We start from the raw sequence: 17,142 nt of genomic DNA on the forward strand, positions 1-17,142 counted from the left end.
CCCGCGAAGCCGACGTACTATTCCAGCATGGTCGGCGCTCGTGTTATAGCGCCGGCGTCTTGAGGTATCATGATCGGGCGCTCGATCCGGTGCCGGACATTCGTCGGGCGGCGCAAAGAGCTCGCCGAGCTCGACGACGCCCGCAAGTGGCTTTCGAAGAGCAGCGGCTCGTTCGTTTTGGTCACGGGTGAAGCCGGAATCGGCAAGACGCGCCTGCTCAACGAGTTCCTCGGCTTAGCGCACGCCCGGCGCGCGAGGAACGTCGTCAATACCGAGTGTCTGCAACGCGCACAGCAGCCGCTCGGGCCGGTACGCGCGCTCGTGCGTGCGCTCGTACAGCTCGTCGCGCTCGCCGATATGCCGCCTCCGGTCCTGCGCGCCCTCGTCCAGGTCATGCCCGAAGAATTGCCGCGCGATCTCGTCGACGAGCACGCGCGGTTCGCGCTCGAAAAGGACCAGCTCTTCGCATCGCTTCTCGCGTTTCTCAAACTCATCTGCGCGAAGCGCGCGACGCTCTTGACGATCGAGGACATCCATTGGTCGGACGAGTCGACGATCGACTTCCTCTCGTACCTCGTCAATCGCATGGAGTCGATGCGACTGCTCGTCGTCGCGACGTGCCGCGCCGACGAGCTCGAGCGAGACGAGCGACTGCTCGCGTCGATGTCGCAGATGTTCCGTGCTCGGTGCATCCGCCGCGTCATCCTCGACCCGTTGCCGTCGGCCGAGATCAGGGCCGTGGTCGACGGAACGCTCGATGGGCGCGGTACGCTGCCCGAGCCGATCATCCGCGACATCGAACAGCGCAGCGAGGGCAACCCGTTCTTCGCCGAAGAGCTCGTCAAGCATTACGTCGAGCGGGGTTCGCCTATCCGGCCGGCCTCAAACCTTCCCCTGTCTATTCGCGCGAGTATCGCGCAGCGTCTCGTCGTGTTGACGCCGGACGAGCGGGCCATCATCTCGTGCGCCGCGGTGCTCGGCCAGCGCTTCGATCCCGCGCTGCTCGCCATCGTCGTGGATCGCGAACCCGGAGCGATCGTTCCGACGTTGCGCAAGGCGCAGGACCTCGATCTCATCACCGATGACGGCCAGAGGCGGCTCAGCGTGCGGTTCCGACACGCGCTGACGCGCCAGACGATCTACGACAGCGTTCCGGCGTTCGAAGCGCGATCGCTTCACCTGAAGATCCTCGTCACGCTCGAAGCGGATCACGACTCTGACACCTACGTCGAGGAACGCGCGTACCACGCGTGGGCCGCCGGCGACGCGGCGAAGACCGTGCGCTACAACGAGCGCGCCGGCGAGGCGGCGTTCTCGCTGCGCGCGTTGCCCGAGGCCCTGACCTGTTTCCAGCGTGCGTTGGCGTCGTCGAGCAATCCGGACGATGAGGCTCGTATCCTTGGCCGCATCGGCGCGATCGAACGCGTCCAGGGGCACTCGCAGGCGGCACGCGACGTCCTCGAAGCGGCGCTCGCGATCCGGTTGGAACGCAAGGAAGTCGATGCCGCCGCTTCGCTCGTCGCGAGCATCGCCGGGCAACGTTATAATGTCGGGGATCACGGAGCGCTCGCGTACGCTGAAAGCTTTCTCGCCGAGTGCGGGCCCTCGATCGGGTCGCAGGCGCGCGACAATCTCATCGTCGTCGCGGCTCGCATCGCATGCGCTCTCTGCGACTTTCACGCGGCCGAGCGGCTCCTCGAAGCGATGTCAGACCCCGAAGCGCTCGCACCCGGTGCGCGCCAGAACTACCTCATCGTGCAGCTCATGCGACACTCCCATTCCGGCGAAGCCACGGAATGGAAACGGTCGGCGGCACAGGTCGACTCGCTGCTCCCCCAACTCGCTCCTGAGTCCGTCGTCGCCGTCGAGGCGGCACTCGCGATGACCGGCATTTATCTCGGCGTGAACGAACACGTCGAGATGGCGCTCGATCGTGCAGAACGGGTCGAGCGCGACTGGGGCTTCCGTGGCCAGCGCCTCTATGCGCTCGCGACGAAGGCCGAGTATCTGTTCCAGCGCGGACGTATCGACGAGGCTCGGATGTGCGTCGATGAAGTCGCCCGAAATCAGGATTTTCGGCCAGCGCGCCGCGTCGGAGCGCTCGTCGCCGCACGCATCTCGGCCGCGTCGGGAGATGCTGCGTTGTGGAACCGTTTTGACGCTGAGGTCCTTCGCGAAGCTCGCGACAAACTCGAAGATCCGGACTGCGTCTATATCCTCGGTTCCTATGCCGCGCTTCGCGCGGCGACCGGCGATCTCGATGCAGCCCGGGCCGATCTGCGAGCTGCGATCGCATCTGTCGCGATCGCAGCGCCGGAAGCGATGTACATCATGCTGGACGCGGTGCGCCTGCTCGATCTCGATCAGCTCACGCCGGTTCGCCGCCTCATCGAGAAACGAGTCGACTCCACCCTCCCGACACTCAGCGCGAATGCCAAGCTGGGCGCGGCGATCATCGCGGCGCGGCAAGGTCGCACCGACGAGGCAGTATCGCTCGCCTCCGATGCGGCCGCGCTCTATGCGGGTCTGGGCTGGCCCATGCTCGAGGCGCGGGCGCTCGAGGTCTGCGGTCAGACGGAAGCTGCGCGCGCGATCTATCTAAGCCACGGCGCCACCGCCGATGCGCGCCGGCTCGCTGATTCGGCCGCCCCCATGAACGAAGCAGTCGCTGATGCGCTATCGTCGCGCGAACGCGAAGTCGCCGAACTCGTCGCACGCGGTTTGCGAAATTCCGAAATCGCCAAGCGCTTGAGCATCGGCAATAAGACCGTCGAAAAGCACCTCGCCTCGGTGTTCGGGAAACTCGGGGTGCGGTCGCGTTCCGAGGTTGTCGCGCACATGGCCGCTTCGCGCGACCGGGCCGCGAACTGACTAGAGCCCACAGGTAGGGTTTCCACCCATACCCGTACGTCGGCATCTCATCTATCATCTCGATGAAGGTCTGCGATGCGATCGCGCAAGCCGGCCTTGCGTTAGGAACCGTAGCGACTCGCGGCCCGGACGCCAAGGTCCACGGCCGGTCCAACGGCGTTTTCGTCGTGGACCGGCCGCGTCGTGTCGCGGTTCGACCGCTTCATCATCGAACGTGTGCTCCGGATGCATCTCCCTTCGAGCGTTGAACCGATGGGGATAAGGAAGGGGTGACATCCGCATGCCCAAGTATCTCGTCCAAGGCAGTTATTCGGTCGACGGCCATAAAGTGTACTCCCTACAGACCTGGGGTACTCTTTTCGGCCAACCTCTGGAAGGGCGTCCGTCCACCGATCGCGGTGTGCGGACGCTCGGTGTTGTAGTAGTTGACGTAGTTGGTGAGCGCATCGGCGCGCGCCTCTAGGGTGCCGTACGCTCGACCCTTGAGTGCCTCATCGGTAATCGTGCGGATCCATCGTTCGACCTTGCCGTTGGTCTGCGGGCGCCGTGGCCGGATGAGGATATGACGCATGCCCAGCAGTTGGCACGTATCGCGCCAATACGCTGACGTGTAGCACGGTCCACGATCGGTCATGATGCGCTGGGCGCCGATGCCGATGCTCGCGAACCACTGCTGCGCCCGCTCGAGGAAGCCGGTGGATGTGCCCGCCAACTCGTTCGGATGGATCTCGGCATAGCCGATGCGCGTGCAGTCATCGATCGCGACGTGCAGGCATTCATAGCCAGGCCCGCGCCGACGCCGATGCGGGTCGTCATACAGGCCTAACGTGCCGAGTTTTTTGACGTCGACGTGGATGAGCGCACCCGGCGTTGTATGCTCGTAGCGGACCACCGGGAGGCGGTCCTTGGAGGCAAGTCGGTTGATGCCGTACCGCTTGAGCACTTTGTAGACGGTCGAGGGTGCCATGTGCAGCTCGAAGGCAAGTCGGTTCGGTCCGATGCGGCGTGCTTGGCGGGCAGCGATGATCCGCTGTTCAATCTCGGGGGTCAGTCGACGTGGCTGGCGGCGCGGTCGTGATGACCGGCTCTGGACGCTGTCGCGCCGCAACCAGCGGTACACCGTGTGCTTGGATACCTGGTACTTAGCCTGGATCGCGCGGACGAGCATGCCGGCTCGTCGATCGGCGACGATGTCGGCGCGAATCGCAGCAGCATCCCAACGAGTGGTATAATGCATGAGGAGCCCTCCGGGTGGTGTGTGTTCACAACAACACCGTTCCGGAAGGGCTCTCTTCGTACCTCAGGTGTGTGGGGAGTACAATAAAGGACTGCTCAAACAGGGCGGATCCGCGCGTCGCGAAGCGATCGGCAAACTGTTGGAGAGCGTCGGCGGACGGCTCGAATCCCTGTATTTCGCGTTCGGTGCGGACGACTTCATCATCATCGGCGAGTTGCCCGATAACGTCAGCGCGAGCGCCGTCGCCTTGAACGCAGCCGCGAGCGGCGCGGTCTCGAACGTCCGCACGACCGTGTTGTTGACGCCTGAAGAAGTCGACCAGGTCGCGAAGAAGTCGGTCGTCTACAAGCCGCCGACGACCTAGTCACGAGTCGTCCCAACCGTTCAGCGCCGGCTTCAAATCGACGATGGGCGTGCCGTCGATCGCCTCGAGCGGTCCGACACGCAGACGGCGCCCGTCGATCTCTCGCACGACGACGCGATGCAGCCCGATCGGATTCGGCCGGTCGGGCGAACGCGTGTCGAAGACGCCGGTGAGTGGACTGTTCGCATCGCCGCGGGGATGCACTTTCAGTTCGTCGCGGCGAGCGAGATGCAGCCATGTGATGACGATGACATCGTCGCCTGGCGAAATCCCCTCGATGCCGTCGGCGGCATCGGCCTCGATCTCGAGCCACGCATCCGGCGCTCCCTCGCGACCTTGCTTCGGTCCGTCGCCTCGCCGCTTGATCGTCGATCGGACGACGCCGATCGGGCGTATTTCGAACGCGCCTTGGGTCATGCTTTTAGCTTCGCGACGATCTCGTCCGTCGTGCCGATCTCACCGATACGCGGGAATATGCGGTTCAGCGTATTCTTATGCGCATCTTCGAAGAGATCGGTCATCGCATCCGAGGCGAAGGTCAGGTTGTAGCCGCGTTCGAACGCGTCGCGCGCCGTCGACTCGACGCCGATGCTCGTCGCGATCCCGCACATGACGATGCCCGTCACCTTTCGCCGACGCAGCTGCAGGTCGAGCTCCGTGCCGTAAAACGCGCCCCATTGGCGCTTCGTGATGAAGATGTCGGTCGCCGGATCCGCTTCCAAGTCGTCGGCGAGTTTCGCGAAGTCGGGCGTCGGCGTTCTGGGCGGCGGCTTCGCTTCGGCGCGCGGCGCGAGCATGATCTCCGGGCGCCATTCGACGTTGACGAGGACGACCGGCTTGGCGGCTGCGCGAAACGCCTTCGCAAGGCGGCTGCACTGCTCGACGATTCCGGCCGTCGGCTGGAAGGTCTGCAAGCCGATGACGCTGCGTTGGATATCGATGACGACGAGCGCGGTTCGCTCATCGAGGGCCGTGACCGGCATGTCCTGACCTCCCATCGTTATGCGAAGCTTAGTGTATGAACATGAAGACGATTCCGAGGGCCATGATGAGACCGCCGCTGAGCACCTCGCCGTAACGCTCGAGCGGGCCGATGCTCAACTGCTGGAGCCCGCTTGCAGAGGCGACGCAGAGCGCGACGTACGTCGCGATGGTCGACACGGCGAAAACGGCGGACATGAGCGCGATGAGCCCCGGGCCGAATCGCGAAGCGGCGAAGAACGCGGGAATGCCTTCGACCATCGGTGATGAGCCGAGTATGAGGAGTAGCGCCGTACGCGACGACGTCGTGTGCTCGTGCTCGTGCTCGGGCGGCGAATCGGCGACGACGGCTGCGGCTTCATGCCAATCCGCAGGCGCGTGCGTATGCCAGTGCGCGTGGATAAGGCTCCCATGCCGGTGCCGGTGTGCGTGCCCGCGTCGCGCGCTAGGATCCGCAACGGCCTCGGCCGCCCACGAGGCGCCTTCGGCGCGAAGTTCGCGCAGCGCGCCTACGACCACCCATGCGCCGAAGATGATGAGCGCCCAACTCGTGACGAGGTCGACCGCTCGGCCGAATCGCTCCGCGAACAACGCGCCCGCGATCCAGACCGACAGCGCGATGACGAGCGTCGAAAAGGTGTGGCCGATGCCGGCGATCGCCGCCGTGCGCGCGGTTTGCGAGCGCGTCCACCCTTGCCGGCGTGCGAGCAGAGCGATCGGCACCCAATGGTCGGGGACCAGCGTGTGGAGAACGCCGACCGCTGCGACGGCGATGACGAGCAGGGCAGGCGTCGCGGAAGTTAGGGACGGCACGCCTCGTCCTTACGAGGTTAGATCCGAAGCGCCTCTTCGACCGCCTGGTCCTCGGTCATGCGCGCTCCGGAAGCGCGCAGCCTTGCGAGCTCACCCTCGCCGAGCGCGGAGCGCAGGACGGCTTCGAGCTCGTCGCGCGAGAACTGCTCGGTGTACTCGATGCTGAAACTGTTGCGTGCTAGGGTCTCGTCGAAATATCCAAGCAGCTGAGCCCCAAGCTTTGCGTCGCCTTTTTCGGCGGCGACCCGCGCGAGATGCATGATGCTGATCGCGCCGTGTGATGCGGCCTGCGCGTCGCGTGCGATCCTCAGCCCCTCTCGGGCGCGTACCCGGGCGTCGTCGAACTGTCGCAACGCGCTCAGATACGCGGCCAAGTTATTGAAGATGATAAACCTGTTCGAGCCGATCGCATCGAGGTTCTCGCCCGCGACCTCTGCCGCCCGCGCAGCGTCGCCTGTCGAAAACTCGACTTCTGCGAGATTGTTCACGACCGTCGAGCGAAGCCGGTCGTTGCCGGTCGCGCGTGCGATGGCGAGGACGTCGGCGTAAAGCGCGCGCGCTTCTTCCGTCCTGCCCGCGAAGTGGTAGTTGCGGGCCATGGCCGACTTGACGTTACCGACAGCGTTCCGGCTTCTCAGTTTTTCGGCGAGCACGAACGCTTCGTCCAGGTAGCGCTGCGCTTCGTCGTGCTGGGCCTGACGCAGACAGGTCTCGGCGATCGACCGCATCGCGTCCAACGTGCCGGCGACGTCTCCGAGTTCCCGGTTCAGCCGCAATGCGTGCTCCGCGTCTTCCCGAAGCTGGGCCCATGACGCTATCGCCAAACTCGAGAGCCGATACCGACCGAGCCACAATGCCGCGAGCGTCGCCTTCGATTTTATCTCTCCGCTTGACGCAAGCGCAGCCTCGACGCGTGCCCGCCCCTCGGCCTCGTAGCCTGCGAGGAAGTAGTATTCGTTCGTGCTCGCCGCGAGAGCAGTTCCGAGCTCGACGTCGTTTTTTTCGGCGAGCGCCCAGTCGAGCGCGGCGCGGAGGTTGTCGAGTTCGGGATCGACGCCGTTGAGCCAAGCCTTCGTCGGCATCGAGTCGCGAACCGATTCGGCGCGCTCGGCGAACTCGAGGAACCATCTCGCGTGACGCACCTGCATCGGCTCGAGCTCGCCGCTCTTCTCGAGCAGCTCGTGCGCGTACTGGCGCGTCGACTCGAGAAGACGGTAGCGCTGCTCCGATCCGGATAGCTTCGCGACGACCATCGATTTGTCGACGAGCGACTGGAGCAGGTCGAGCACGGCCCACTCTTCGATTTTCTCATCCGAGCAGATCGCCGACGCGGCGTCGAGCGACCACCCGCCGCCGAACACCGCGACGCGCCTGAAGAGTGTCCTCTCGTCGTCGGTCAACAGGTCGTAGCTCCAATCGACGAGAGCGCGCATCGTCTGCTGGCGCGGGAGCGCCGTGCGGCTGCCACCGGTGAGGATACGGAAGCGCTCGCTGAGCTTCGACTCGAGCTGCTCGAGGCTCAGCGCCTTGAGGCGCGGAGCCGCGAGCTCGATCGCGAGCGCGATGCCGTCGAGCCGATTGCAAAGACGGGCGACGACTGGAGCGTTCTCGTCGGTAAGCCGGAACGACTCGGTCGCGGCGATCGCGCGCTCGACGAAAAGCGCTATCGCTCCGTGACGCATCGCCTCCTCAGCGCTCAGCCGTCGCGTCGCTTCCGGCACGGCAAGCGACGCGACGCGATGGACGGCCTCGCCGGCTATGCCGAGACCTTGGCGTGTCGTCGCGATGATCCGGACGTGCGGACAACTACGCAGGATAGCGTCGATAAGGCGCGCGGCCGGCTCGACGACGTGCTCGCAATTGTCGAAGATGATGAGGGCGCGGCGCGCCTTGAGCGCGTGGACGATCGCCTCGGTCATCGTCCGATTCGCGGCCTCGCTGACGTGGAAGATCGACGCGACCGTGCTCGGGATCAGATCGTTGTCGGACAGCGGTGCGAGTTCGACGAGCCAAACGCCGTCTTCGTAGCGATCGAGCAGGTCGGCGCCGACCTGGAGCGCGAGCCGCGTCTTGCCGACGCCGCCCGCGCCGACGAGCGTGACGAGCCGATGTTTCGCGAGCAGCTCGGAAACGTTGAGTATGTCGATATCGCGGCCGACGAAGCTCGTGATCTGCAAAGGCAGGTTGTTCGGGAGCGCTTCGAGCGAGCGGAGCGGCGGAAACTCCGAAGCGAGGCCGGGTGCGACCAGCTGATAGACTTGCTCCGGGTGCGTCAGGTCTTTGAGACGGTGCTCGCCCAGATCGCGCAGCGCCGCGCGCGGCGGCAACTCGCCCTGCGAGAGGTCGGCGCTCGCGCCCGACACGAGCACTTGGCCGCCGTGGCCTATCGCGAGAAGCCTGGCGACGCGGTTGACGGCGGGTCCGAAGTAGTCGCCATCTCGCTCGTCGGTATGCCCGGTGTGGATCGCCATGCGCACCTTGAGGCCGTCGACATCAGTCCAATCCTCGGCTTCGAGCCGCTGTTGGGCGTCGAGCGACGCGCCGATCGCGTCGGCGACGTTGTGGAACGCCGCGCAAAACGCGTCGCCCACCGTCTTGAAGACGTGGCCGTCGTGCCTTTCGATCGATGCTTGGAGGATCTCGCCGTGCCGTCGGACGGCGCCCTTCATCGCATCGCGATGACGCTCCCAGCGCTCGGTCGAACCTTCTATATCCGTGAACAGGAACGTGACCGTGCCGGTCGGCAGGTGCTTGCGGGCTGCTATCGTCTCAGACACTGTCGCTCTTTCGAAGCATACGCCAGGTTCATACGCGACAACCGGAGGCTGATAGACCAGCCCCCGCCATCGCATCGAGACTTCGCCTCGTCAACGGCGCTTCCTAGGTTTGCGTTGTTTTAAGGCGCTTGAACGCGTTGAAGATAGCGATGTCGTATACGATTTTAAGGCCACCCGCGATGAAGAACGGCGCGCCGATGGCCGCCGTCGCGAGCGAGAGGCCTGAGAAGACGGGCGCTACTGCAGCCGCCGCCGGCCGCACCGCATTCGTCAGCGCGGCTGCGTGCACGCGCTCCGACGGAGGTACCGCGTCCATCGCGAATGCTTGGCGCGTCGGCACGTCCATCTGCGAGAGCGCGAAGCGCGCCAACAGCACGGCCGTCGCCGACTCGAAGGTCGGCATGAGCGGCACCATGCACAACAATATGTTCGACGGCAAGTGCGTGAAGACCATCGTCCTCAGCAGGCCGATCTTCGTGGAGAGCCACGCCGCGACGGGATACGAAAGCGCCGAGAGCGTGTTCGCCGCGAAGAGCACGATCGCGAGTATCTGCTGATCCGCGCCGTACCGCACGTGCAGCCAGTACGCGAGAAAGCTCTGGACGACGAATCCTCCGGCGAGCGCATCAACCCCGAAGAGCGCTGCGAGCCGCTCGGAGGTGCCGAACCGGAAGCCGGCGCGCGCGCGCGTTTCTTGCGGCGCCGACGCCGGCGTCGGTATCGCCGGCATCGTGGTGTAGAGCAAGGCGAGGATGACGCCGCACGATGCGTACGCCCATGGGATCCACGGGGTCGAGATCGCGCCTGCCGCGAGCGCGCCGAAGGCGAGCGCGAAGGCGCCGGCAAGGTTGTAGTTCGCGAATGCGTGGGCGCCAGGAGTCGACGACGACGAAGCGATCGCGTGTTGTTCGATCGCCGCGAACGGGCCGACCTCTTGGCCGCCCGCGTTCAGCGTGCCGGAAAGGCATGCGATGAGGATAGCGATCGGACGGTCGTGGATCGATAGGAGCGCTCCTGCAGCGGACATGGCGAAGGCCGCGATGACCAGCGTCGACCGAGCGCCGGATTTTCGGACGAGCTGGGCGGACACCGTCAGGTACACGGCGCCGGCGAGGAGCGCAAGGCTCAACGTCGCTCCGATCGCGAGCGGTCCAAAACCCGCGCTTGCGAGATAGAGCGCGAAGGCGACCGAGAGCAGACCGTAGCCGAACGAGCGGACGACCTTCGCCGCGACGACGAAGGCGAACATGCGCGCTATCGGACCACCCGCTCCTTCACGCGTGTCTGGCACCATGCGTAGAGCGCGTCGTACATCGGTGTCTCGAGCGCCAGCTTCCGGTGATCGTCATCGCCATGGAGCGTCGCGAATCCGTGAGCGATGGCGCGCAAACCAGCAGCCTCGGGTTCGATGCCGATGTCTTCGGGCACGTCAGCGCCATGGACGATCCGCCCGACGAGCTCGAGCGCTGGGTCTTCGACCTTGCTCCAAACGAGGATGGATTCGAAGCTGCATCGCCCGGCGACGTGGCCGAGCTCTACGCCCGGCACGTCGTACGGCGTCGCTCCTTCCGCTTGCGCGACGCGCATGACGTCCTCGCGCTCGACGTACAAGAACTCGGCGTCCGGATCGACGAAGCGTTTGATAAGCCATGGGCAGGCTATCCGATCGACGTTTGCGTTCTTCTTCGTGACATATTTCACGGCGACTCTCCCTTGACTCGAGTTGAAAAGCTAATGAAGCAGCCACTGCGGCTGCAGGATCGGATAGGCGATGAGCCCGATCGCCGCGCCGCACGCGACGAGCACCGCGTCGTGTACGCGTTTGAGGAAGAAGGTCGAGGCGAGGGCGCCGCAACCAAGGGCGACAGTCAGCACGTCTCCGATCGCCGTCCGGCCCACGAGGTACGACGTACCGACGAGCACCCCGACCACCGCGACGGTGACCCCGCGGACGAAACCTTGCAGTCGCGAGTTCGATCGGTAGCGTCGCAGCAGCGGCGTTCCGATGACGGTGAACAAGAACGACGGTGAGAAGATCCCCACCGTCGCTGCGAACGCACCCGCGAGGCCGCTCATGAGGTAGCCGACGAACGTCGCGGTGATGACGACCGGTCCCGGCGTCATCATCCCGATGGCGACGGAATCGAGGAACTGGCGCTCGCCGAGCCAGTGATATTGGTCGACGACGTACGCTTTGAGGAAGGGCACGATGACGAGCCCGCTGCCGAACACGAGCAACCCTGTCCGGAAGAAAAACCAGAACAGCTGGAGCGGCAACACCCCGCTCGTTCCGAGCGCGAGCGCGCCGAACAGCGGGAAGACCGAACGCGACACGATCGGCTTTGGCGCGCGCGAGCCGCCGCCGACCGACGGACCATCCGGGCGCGCGAAAAGAAATATGCCGATGATGCCGGCGGCGACGAAGATCACGGTCAGCTCGCGTTGCACGACGAGCGTTATCGCGCATGCGACCGCCGCCATGACCCACGCGAGCACATCCGTCCTGATGGTCTTCTGAGCCAAGTTCCAGCACGCTTTGACGATGAGCGCGACGACGACCGGGCCGACGCCATAGAAGAGACCGCGCACTTCCCACGCGTTCTCGTAGCGGACGTAGAACCAGCCCGCGACGACGACGATGATGAAAGGCGCCGCCGCGAAGGCCAGCGCGGCCGTTAGCGCGCCGCCGAGGCCGCGCAGCACGTAGCCGCAGTAGATGCCGAGCTGATATGCGAGCGGGCCGGGGCAGGCGGTCGCGATCGCCAGCCCTTCATCGTACTCTTGAGGCGAGAGCCAGCGACGATCGTCGACGAGGTCGGCGCGCATGTGATTCGCGAGCGCGACCGGGCCGCCGAATCCGAGCGCGCCAAGCCGAAGATAGTAGAGCGCTATGTCGACGACGCTCGGCCGAGGCCTCGCGTCATGTGTTGTTCCCGTCATCGCTTGCGCTTCTTGCCCAGGAGCTGGTATAAGCCGTCGAAGATCGGTGCGCTGCGCTCGAGCCGACCCTTGTCATTGTCGAGCGCAAGGGCGATGCCTTGTAGCACCCGCTCTATCCCGGCCGTCTCCGGCCGCTCGAATTTCGAATCTTTCAAGTCGATATCGTGGACGATCTCTCCGATAGGCGCGAGGGCGGGATCGTCCAACCCGGCTCGTTCGGAAAGCACCTCGAACGTGCAGCGGTCGCCTTCGTGGGTGAACTCGCCGCCGAACATATCGAAGCGGATCTCGCCGCGCCGAGGCTCGTATTTCTTGCTCGGCACGAACTTGAATCTCGCCGAAGGATCGATGAAGCGACGGATGAGCCACGCGCTCGCCATCCGGTCGACGTAGACGTCTCGACGCGTGACCCACGTCTTGCCCTTCAGATCGCGTGCGGCCGGCACGCTGCGGCGCTTGTTCTCTTTGTCGCCCCGCTCGAGCCGCCCGACCGACGTCAGTGCCTCCGAACGAGAGGCGGCCTTGAAGAAGTCGATCGCGGTCGTCTCTGCGAGTCGGCGTTTGAGGCGTTCGATCTCGTCGGCGAGCCCAGGCATGGCGGCATCTTTACGGCCGAGGTCCGCTCCGATCCGACGCGCATCTGCCGCGATCGCCCGATAATCTGCGTCGCGTGCCGCGCGGAACGCCGCTTCGACTTGTTCGTCGCTCAAGCCGTGCACGAATGATGCCTCGCAGATCGACGCCTCGCCGCCGCCCTGTTCGATCTCGCGGACGACCCACACGAGATCCTCAAGCGCCTGTTCGCCGGCCGCCATCGCGTAGACGGAGTTCTTTATCTGCAGCGCGCCGAGGCGCTGCAGCCGCCGCCAGACCTTCACGCGCAGGTAGCTCGGCGTCCGTGGGATCTGGTGGATCAGCAGAAGCCAGCGGTTCTTAGCGGCCAAGGCGCTCCGTCGCCCGCATCCAAAATCCTCGGGAGGATGTTATGGGCAAGATGAGTGTATATAACAAGTGTATCACATGTCAATAAGAAAATGAATCACATGCGCTATCCTGTGCGCCGTCGAACCCGGCGGCTGCTTGTCGTCCTCGCCGCGATGCTCGCCGTCTGCGGGGCTTCGTCGACGACTCTGGCGGCATCCGGCGAACCGCGCTTGCCGCTGCGCGCGCTCGCCGACATCGCCGTCGAGCCTGCAGGTCGCGGATTTGCCGGCCAAACGCCGAGGATGGACTACGAGAGCATCGATCCCCGCAGGCACGTGTTATTCGTCGCATATCTCGGCGCGGACGAAGTCGTGGCGGTCGACATCGCCAAGAACGCCGTGGTAGGGCACATCACCGGTCTGCGCGCCGTTCATGGCGTGCTTGCCATACCATCGCTGCATCGCGTCTACGCGTCGGCTACGGGGACAGACGAGGTCGCGACGATCGATGAAGGGCACCTCAAAGTGGTCGCACGCGAGCCGGGCGGCGAATATCCCGACGGGATCGCGTACGACGCGCGGGATAACGAGATATTCGTGTCCGACGAATCCGGAGGCGCGGTCACGGTCATCGATACGACCGCGGGGACGCGTCGCCGCACGATCGACGTCGGCGGCGAGGCCGGCAACACGCAGTTCGACCCGAGGTCACGCAGGGTCTTCACCGATGTCCAAGCGCGGAACGACATCGCGGAGATCGATCCTGTTTCCGAGCGCGTCGTCGGCCGCCATCTACTCGCCGGTTGCGAGCACGACCACGGTCTTGCGCTCGATTCCGAGCGCCGGCTTGCTTTCGTCGCGTGCGACGAAAACGCGCGACTGCTCGTGATGGATCTCGATGACTGGAAGGAGCTCGCGACGTTCGAAATCGGTGACGAGCCCGACGTCCTAGCGTTGGACCCAGGTCTAGGGCGTCTCTACGTCGCCTCGGAGAGCGGAGTCGTGTCGGTCTTCCAAGAGCACGGAAAGGTCGTAAAGCCGCTCGCTTCTGCATTCCTCGCGGACGAGGCTCACACCGTCGCCGTCGACCCGACCACGCATCGAGTATATTTCGCTCTCGAGAACGTCGACGGAAAAGCGGTCATCCGCGTCATGACGCCCTAGACCCGGCGTGGGCGATGAACCAGCGCTTCGCGAGATCGGCGGCGTGCTCGAGCGCGCCGCTCTCTTCGAACAGGTGAGTCGCGCGGGGCACGACCTCGAGCCGCACCTCGGCGGTCATCTGCTTCGCGCAATGGCGGTTGAGCTCGAGGATGATCGGGTCGGCGCCGCCGACGATGAAGAGCGTCGGGGCTTGAACGCTCGCGATCGCAGCCCCGGCCAGATCCGGCCGCCCGCCGCGCGACACGACGGCGAAGATCCTATCGGGTTTCTTCGCCGCTGCTCTTAGAACGGCGGCTGCTCCGGTGCTCGCCCCGAAATAGCCGATCCGCAGGCGAGCCGTCGCTTGCTCCGTGCTCGCCCAACGCACGATGTCGAGGATGCGCGAAGCGAGGAGTTCGATATCGAAGCGCAAGGCGAACGTCCGGCGGTCGAGCTCGTCCTCTGAAGGCGTCAGCAAGTCGGCGAGCAGCGTCGCAAAGCCGGCGTCGTTCAGCTCGCGCGCGACGGCCTGGTTGCGCGCGCTATGCCGGCCGCTCCCGCTCCCGTGCGCGAAAACGATCAGGCCGCGAGGTGAATTAGGGATGGTCAGCATCGCTGCGACGCGGCCGGAACCTCCGTCGACGTCGATGTTCGACTCGTGACCGCTCAGGTCCGGGATCTCCACAAGGAACGGTCTTGCGACCGCAAACGATGAGCACGGCGTCTCGAACGAGGCGCGGCGCGAACTCGACTATAGACGACCGTCTTGAAGCGCGGACGAAGAAGGTGAGAAGATGGACCCTCCAAGACGGGAAAAACTCGGCTTCGAGCGTATTCCACGGAATGCGAAGCGGCCGCACGCAACCGTCGCGCCCCGTTTGGTCCGCGCTCGGGGTCGCCGCGTTCTGCATCGTCGTCCTCGCATTTCTCACGATCGGTCTCGCGCTGAGACAAACCGCGGACGAGTCCTTCTCGGCGCAAGCGCGCAATCGCGACGCGCGCGGCTTGATCTTCACCGCGCTCAAAGACCAGCTCGATGAAGAGACGGGCGTTCGAGGGTATCAAGCGACGCACGATCCCGTCTTCTTCGAGCCCTACGACGCAGCCCGCGCCGACATGCCCCGGACGTTGAGGGCGCTTATCGGCGATCTGAACGCGCTCGGGTTGTCCAGAGCTACGACGGCTGCTTTGGACATGATGAAGACGAACAGGCAATGGACGACCTCTGTCGCCGCGCCGCTCACGAGCACGGCTCCGGCCGACACGCTCGGGCTCGAAAAGCTGGGCAAATTCTACGTCGACCACTTCCGTCTAGACGAGAAGAACGTCGACGCCGCGCTCTCGCTCCAGTCGACGGAGTTCTACGACGAGTCGCAGCGGCAGCTCGACTACATCGGCGCGCTCGTCGTCATAGGCGCTCTGATCATCCTCGGCGTCGGCTCGATCTTCGCTCGGCTGCAGTCGCGCGCGTGGGATCGACTCGCGCAGGAACGAAACGAGGCAGAAGACGAGCGCCGGCGCACAGCGGCGCTTCGGTCCGCATACGAGACCGAGCGGCGCATCGCCGAACGTTTTCAGCGGGCGCTCGCGCATCGCGACTTCCCGCGGATCCCATGGCTGGAGTTCTCTGCGACATACGTGCCGGCGTCGGAGGAGGCGAAGGTCGGCGGCGACTGGTACGATGTCTTCGCGCTCAGCTCGGACCGGGCGCTCGTGGTCATCGGCGACATCGCCGGGCACGGCATCGACGCAGCGCTCGCGATGAACCGGGTCCGCAATGCCGTCTTATCCGCGGCGCTCTTCCACGCCGACTCGGCCGTCATCCTCGACTACGTCAATCGAGAGGTCGTACACGACGAGTCCGTGATCATGGCCACGGCGACGGTGGGCATCGTCGATTCCCGCACGAACGTCTTCGAATATGCGAGTGCCGGCCATCCTCCGCCGGTCCTGCTGGCGACCGGCGGCCCACCTCGAATGCTCGAGGTCGGGTCACTGCCGCTCGGCGTCAGCGAGTCGACCAGGTATCGTACGAACCGCGTCGAGAGCGCACCCGGATCGATGCTCGTCCTGTACACCGACGGCGCGATCGAGCGGACGCGCGACGTGCTCGAAGGCGAGCGACGCCTTCTCGAGGCGGTCAAGGTCGCACGCGATGGTCGCGAACCGCATCCCGCCTCGGCGATCTACCGCTCGGTCCTCGGCGGCGGCGACCGGAGTGACGACGTCGCCATCCTGACGATCTCGGTCGTCGACGAAAGAAGCCGCTGGCCGACACACGAGGTCCGATCGGCGTCGTCGCCGGAGCCTGGCACGCCGCGGACTTCGGGCGGCCCTTCGGAAGGCTTGCTCGCGCGCTTGAAGATGATAGCGTGAAGACTAACGAACCGGCCGCGGTCGTGCGGCTCGACGGAGAGCTCGACGTCTCGCGCAAAGGCGAACTGCGCTCGGCCTTGCAGGGCGCGCTCCAGGCTCGATCGGTGCTTCTCGATCTTGCCGGCGTGACGTACGCCGACTCGACCGCGCTCGTCGAGCTCTTGCACTTCTGCAACGATCTCAAAGCGGCGCACGTGCCGGTCGCACTCGTCATCGTCGCTCCGCAATTCGCAAGGCTCATAAGCTACGCTGGGCTCGACCAGGCTTTCGCCGTTTTCGTCGAACGCGATGCCGCGCTCGCGTACTTGGCGGCTCAGGCATGAACGTTTCGACGGAGCTGCGAGTCCGGCGCAAGGCGCAGCCGCGTGCGGCGTCGCTTCTTCGACATGCGCTGGACGCGTTCTTGGCCGCGAACGAGATCGACTCCGACACGCGCATCGACATCGTCACGGCGGTCGGCGAAGCCTTAGCGAACTCGATCGAGCACGCGTATTCGCCGGACAAGGTCGGTGATGTCGAGCTGCACGCCAGGATCTGCGAAGCAGAACCACGCATCGCCGTCGACATCATCGACGGCGGACGATTCATCAAACGCGCCCCGCGGCCGCACGGCGGCTTCGGCCTGCGCATCATAAAGACGGCGGCGCGGACGATGCGCATCGACACGAGCGCCGGTACGGCGATCCGCCTCGAGTTCGACTCCGCTCGCGCGTAAGC

General features: G+C 65.2%; 16 protein-coding genes. 6 read left to right on the top strand and 10 right to left on the bottom strand.

Features of this window, described 5'->3' with window-relative positions; all coding sequences use genetic code 11:
* Positions 1 to 69: 69 nt before the first annotated feature.
* Positions 70 to 2,871: an AAA family ATPase gene (locus tag VFO25_03385; GenBank protein ID HET9341948.1), complete on the top strand. Its 2,802-nt coding sequence runs from the start codon at positions 70 to 72 to the stop codon at positions 2,869 to 2,871.
* A 337-nt stretch (positions 2,872 to 3,208) separates the two neighbouring features.
* Here VFO25_03385 and VFO25_03390 read toward each other — a convergent pair whose 3' ends face one another.
* Positions 3,209 to 4,108 (bottom strand): IS481 family transposase, encoded by a 900-nt coding sequence (locus VFO25_03390; GenBank protein HET9341949.1) that lies wholly within the window; start codon positions 4,106 to 4,108, stop codon positions 3,209 to 3,211.
* Positions 4,109 to 4,175: 67 nt separating this feature from the next.
* On the opposite strand from VFO25_03390, the gene VFO25_03395 reads away from it, so the two are divergent.
* A complete protein-coding gene (locus VFO25_03395; GenBank protein HET9341950.1) occupies positions 4,176 to 4,472 on the top strand; it encodes a GYD domain-containing protein in 297 nt (98 codons plus the stop codon).
* Here VFO25_03395 and tsaA read toward each other — a convergent pair whose 3' ends face one another.
* The 8 genes from tsaA to VFO25_03435 form a co-directional block, all read right to left on the bottom strand.
* Positions 4,473 to 4,889, bottom strand: coding sequence for a tRNA (N6-threonylcarbamoyladenosine(37)-N6)-methyltransferase TrmO (gene tsaA, locus VFO25_03400; protein HET9341951.1), 417 nt, complete (start codon positions 4,887 to 4,889; stop codon positions 4,473 to 4,475).
* On the bottom strand, positions 4,886 to 5,455 hold the full coding sequence (locus VFO25_03405; protein HET9341952.1) for an isochorismatase family protein: 570 nt from the start codon (positions 5,453 to 5,455) through the stop codon (positions 4,886 to 4,888). Before VFO25_03405 ends, tsaA begins: the two co-directional genes overlap by 4 nt.
* A gap of 28 nt (positions 5,456 to 5,483) precedes the next feature.
* The gene (locus tag VFO25_03410) at positions 5,484 to 6,266 is read right to left on the bottom strand and encodes a hypothetical protein (protein ID HET9341953.1); all 783 of its coding nucleotides are present in this window, start codon (positions 6,264 to 6,266) and stop codon (positions 5,484 to 5,486) included.
* 17 nt (positions 6,267 to 6,283) lie between these two features.
* The gene (locus VFO25_03415) at positions 6,284 to 9,043 is read right to left on the bottom strand and encodes an adenylate/guanylate cyclase domain-containing protein (protein HET9341954.1); all 2,760 of its coding nucleotides are present in this window, start codon (positions 9,041 to 9,043) and stop codon (positions 6,284 to 6,286) included.
* A gap of 103 nt (positions 9,044 to 9,146) precedes the next feature.
* Entirely contained in the window at positions 9,147 to 10,292 is a 1,146-nt protein-coding gene (locus VFO25_03420) for an MFS transporter (protein HET9341955.1), read from the bottom strand.
* Positions 10,293 to 10,297: 5 nt separating this feature from the next.
* Positions 10,298 to 10,744 (bottom strand): chromate resistance protein ChrB domain-containing protein, encoded by a 447-nt coding sequence (locus VFO25_03425; GenBank protein ID HET9341956.1) that lies wholly within the window; start codon positions 10,742 to 10,744, stop codon positions 10,298 to 10,300.
* A 30-nt stretch (positions 10,745 to 10,774) separates the two neighbouring features.
* On the bottom strand, positions 10,775 to 11,983 hold the full coding sequence (chrA, locus tag VFO25_03430; GenBank protein ID HET9341957.1) for a chromate efflux transporter: 1,209 nt from the start codon (positions 11,981 to 11,983) through the stop codon (positions 10,775 to 10,777).
* The gene (locus VFO25_03435; GenBank protein HET9341958.1) at positions 11,980 to 12,927 is read right to left on the bottom strand and encodes a chromate resistance protein ChrB domain-containing protein; all 948 of its coding nucleotides are present in this window, start codon (positions 12,925 to 12,927) and stop codon (positions 11,980 to 11,982) included. The genes chrA and VFO25_03435 overlap by 4 nt, the downstream gene beginning before the upstream one ends.
* 99 nt (positions 12,928 to 13,026) lie before the next feature.
* Here VFO25_03435 and VFO25_03440 point away from each other — a divergent pair, with 99 nt between their 5' ends.
* Complete coding sequence (locus VFO25_03440) at positions 13,027 to 14,070, top strand: YncE family protein (protein ID HET9341959.1); 1,044 nt, start codon at positions 13,027 to 13,029, stop codon at positions 14,068 to 14,070.
* On the opposite strand, the gene VFO25_03445 is transcribed toward VFO25_03440, so the two are convergent.
* Entirely contained in the window at positions 14,057 to 14,734 is a 678-nt protein-coding gene (locus VFO25_03445; GenBank protein ID HET9341960.1) for a dienelactone hydrolase family protein, read from the bottom strand. The genes VFO25_03440 and VFO25_03445 overlap by 14 nt on opposite strands.
* A 158-nt stretch (positions 14,735 to 14,892) precedes the next feature.
* Here VFO25_03445 and VFO25_03450 point away from each other — a divergent pair, with 158 nt between their 5' ends.
* From VFO25_03450 to VFO25_03460, 3 genes are read left to right on the top strand one after another with little or no spacing between them, the layout of a single operon-like run.
* Positions 14,893 to 16,425, top strand: a complete 1,533-nt coding sequence (locus tag VFO25_03450) for a SpoIIE family protein phosphatase (GenBank protein HET9341961.1) — start codon at positions 14,893 to 14,895, stop codon at positions 16,423 to 16,425.
* Positions 16,422 to 16,748 (top strand): STAS domain-containing protein, encoded by a 327-nt coding sequence (locus VFO25_03455; protein HET9341962.1) that lies wholly within the window; start codon positions 16,422 to 16,424, stop codon positions 16,746 to 16,748. The genes VFO25_03450 and VFO25_03455 overlap by 4 nt, the downstream gene beginning before the upstream one ends.
* Positions 16,745 to 17,140 carry an ATP-binding protein gene (locus VFO25_03460; GenBank protein HET9341963.1) on the top strand — a complete coding sequence of 132 codons (396 nt, stop codon included), beginning with the start codon at positions 16,745 to 16,747 and terminating at the stop codon, positions 17,138 to 17,140. The genes VFO25_03455 and VFO25_03460 overlap by 4 nt, the downstream gene beginning before the upstream one ends.
* The last annotated feature ends 2 nt before the right edge of the window (positions 17,141 to 17,142 follow it).

Source organism: Candidatus Eremiobacteraceae bacterium (assembly GCA_035710745.1).
GTDB lineage: Bacteria > Vulcanimicrobiota > Vulcanimicrobiia > Eremiobacterales > Eremiobacteraceae > JANWLL01.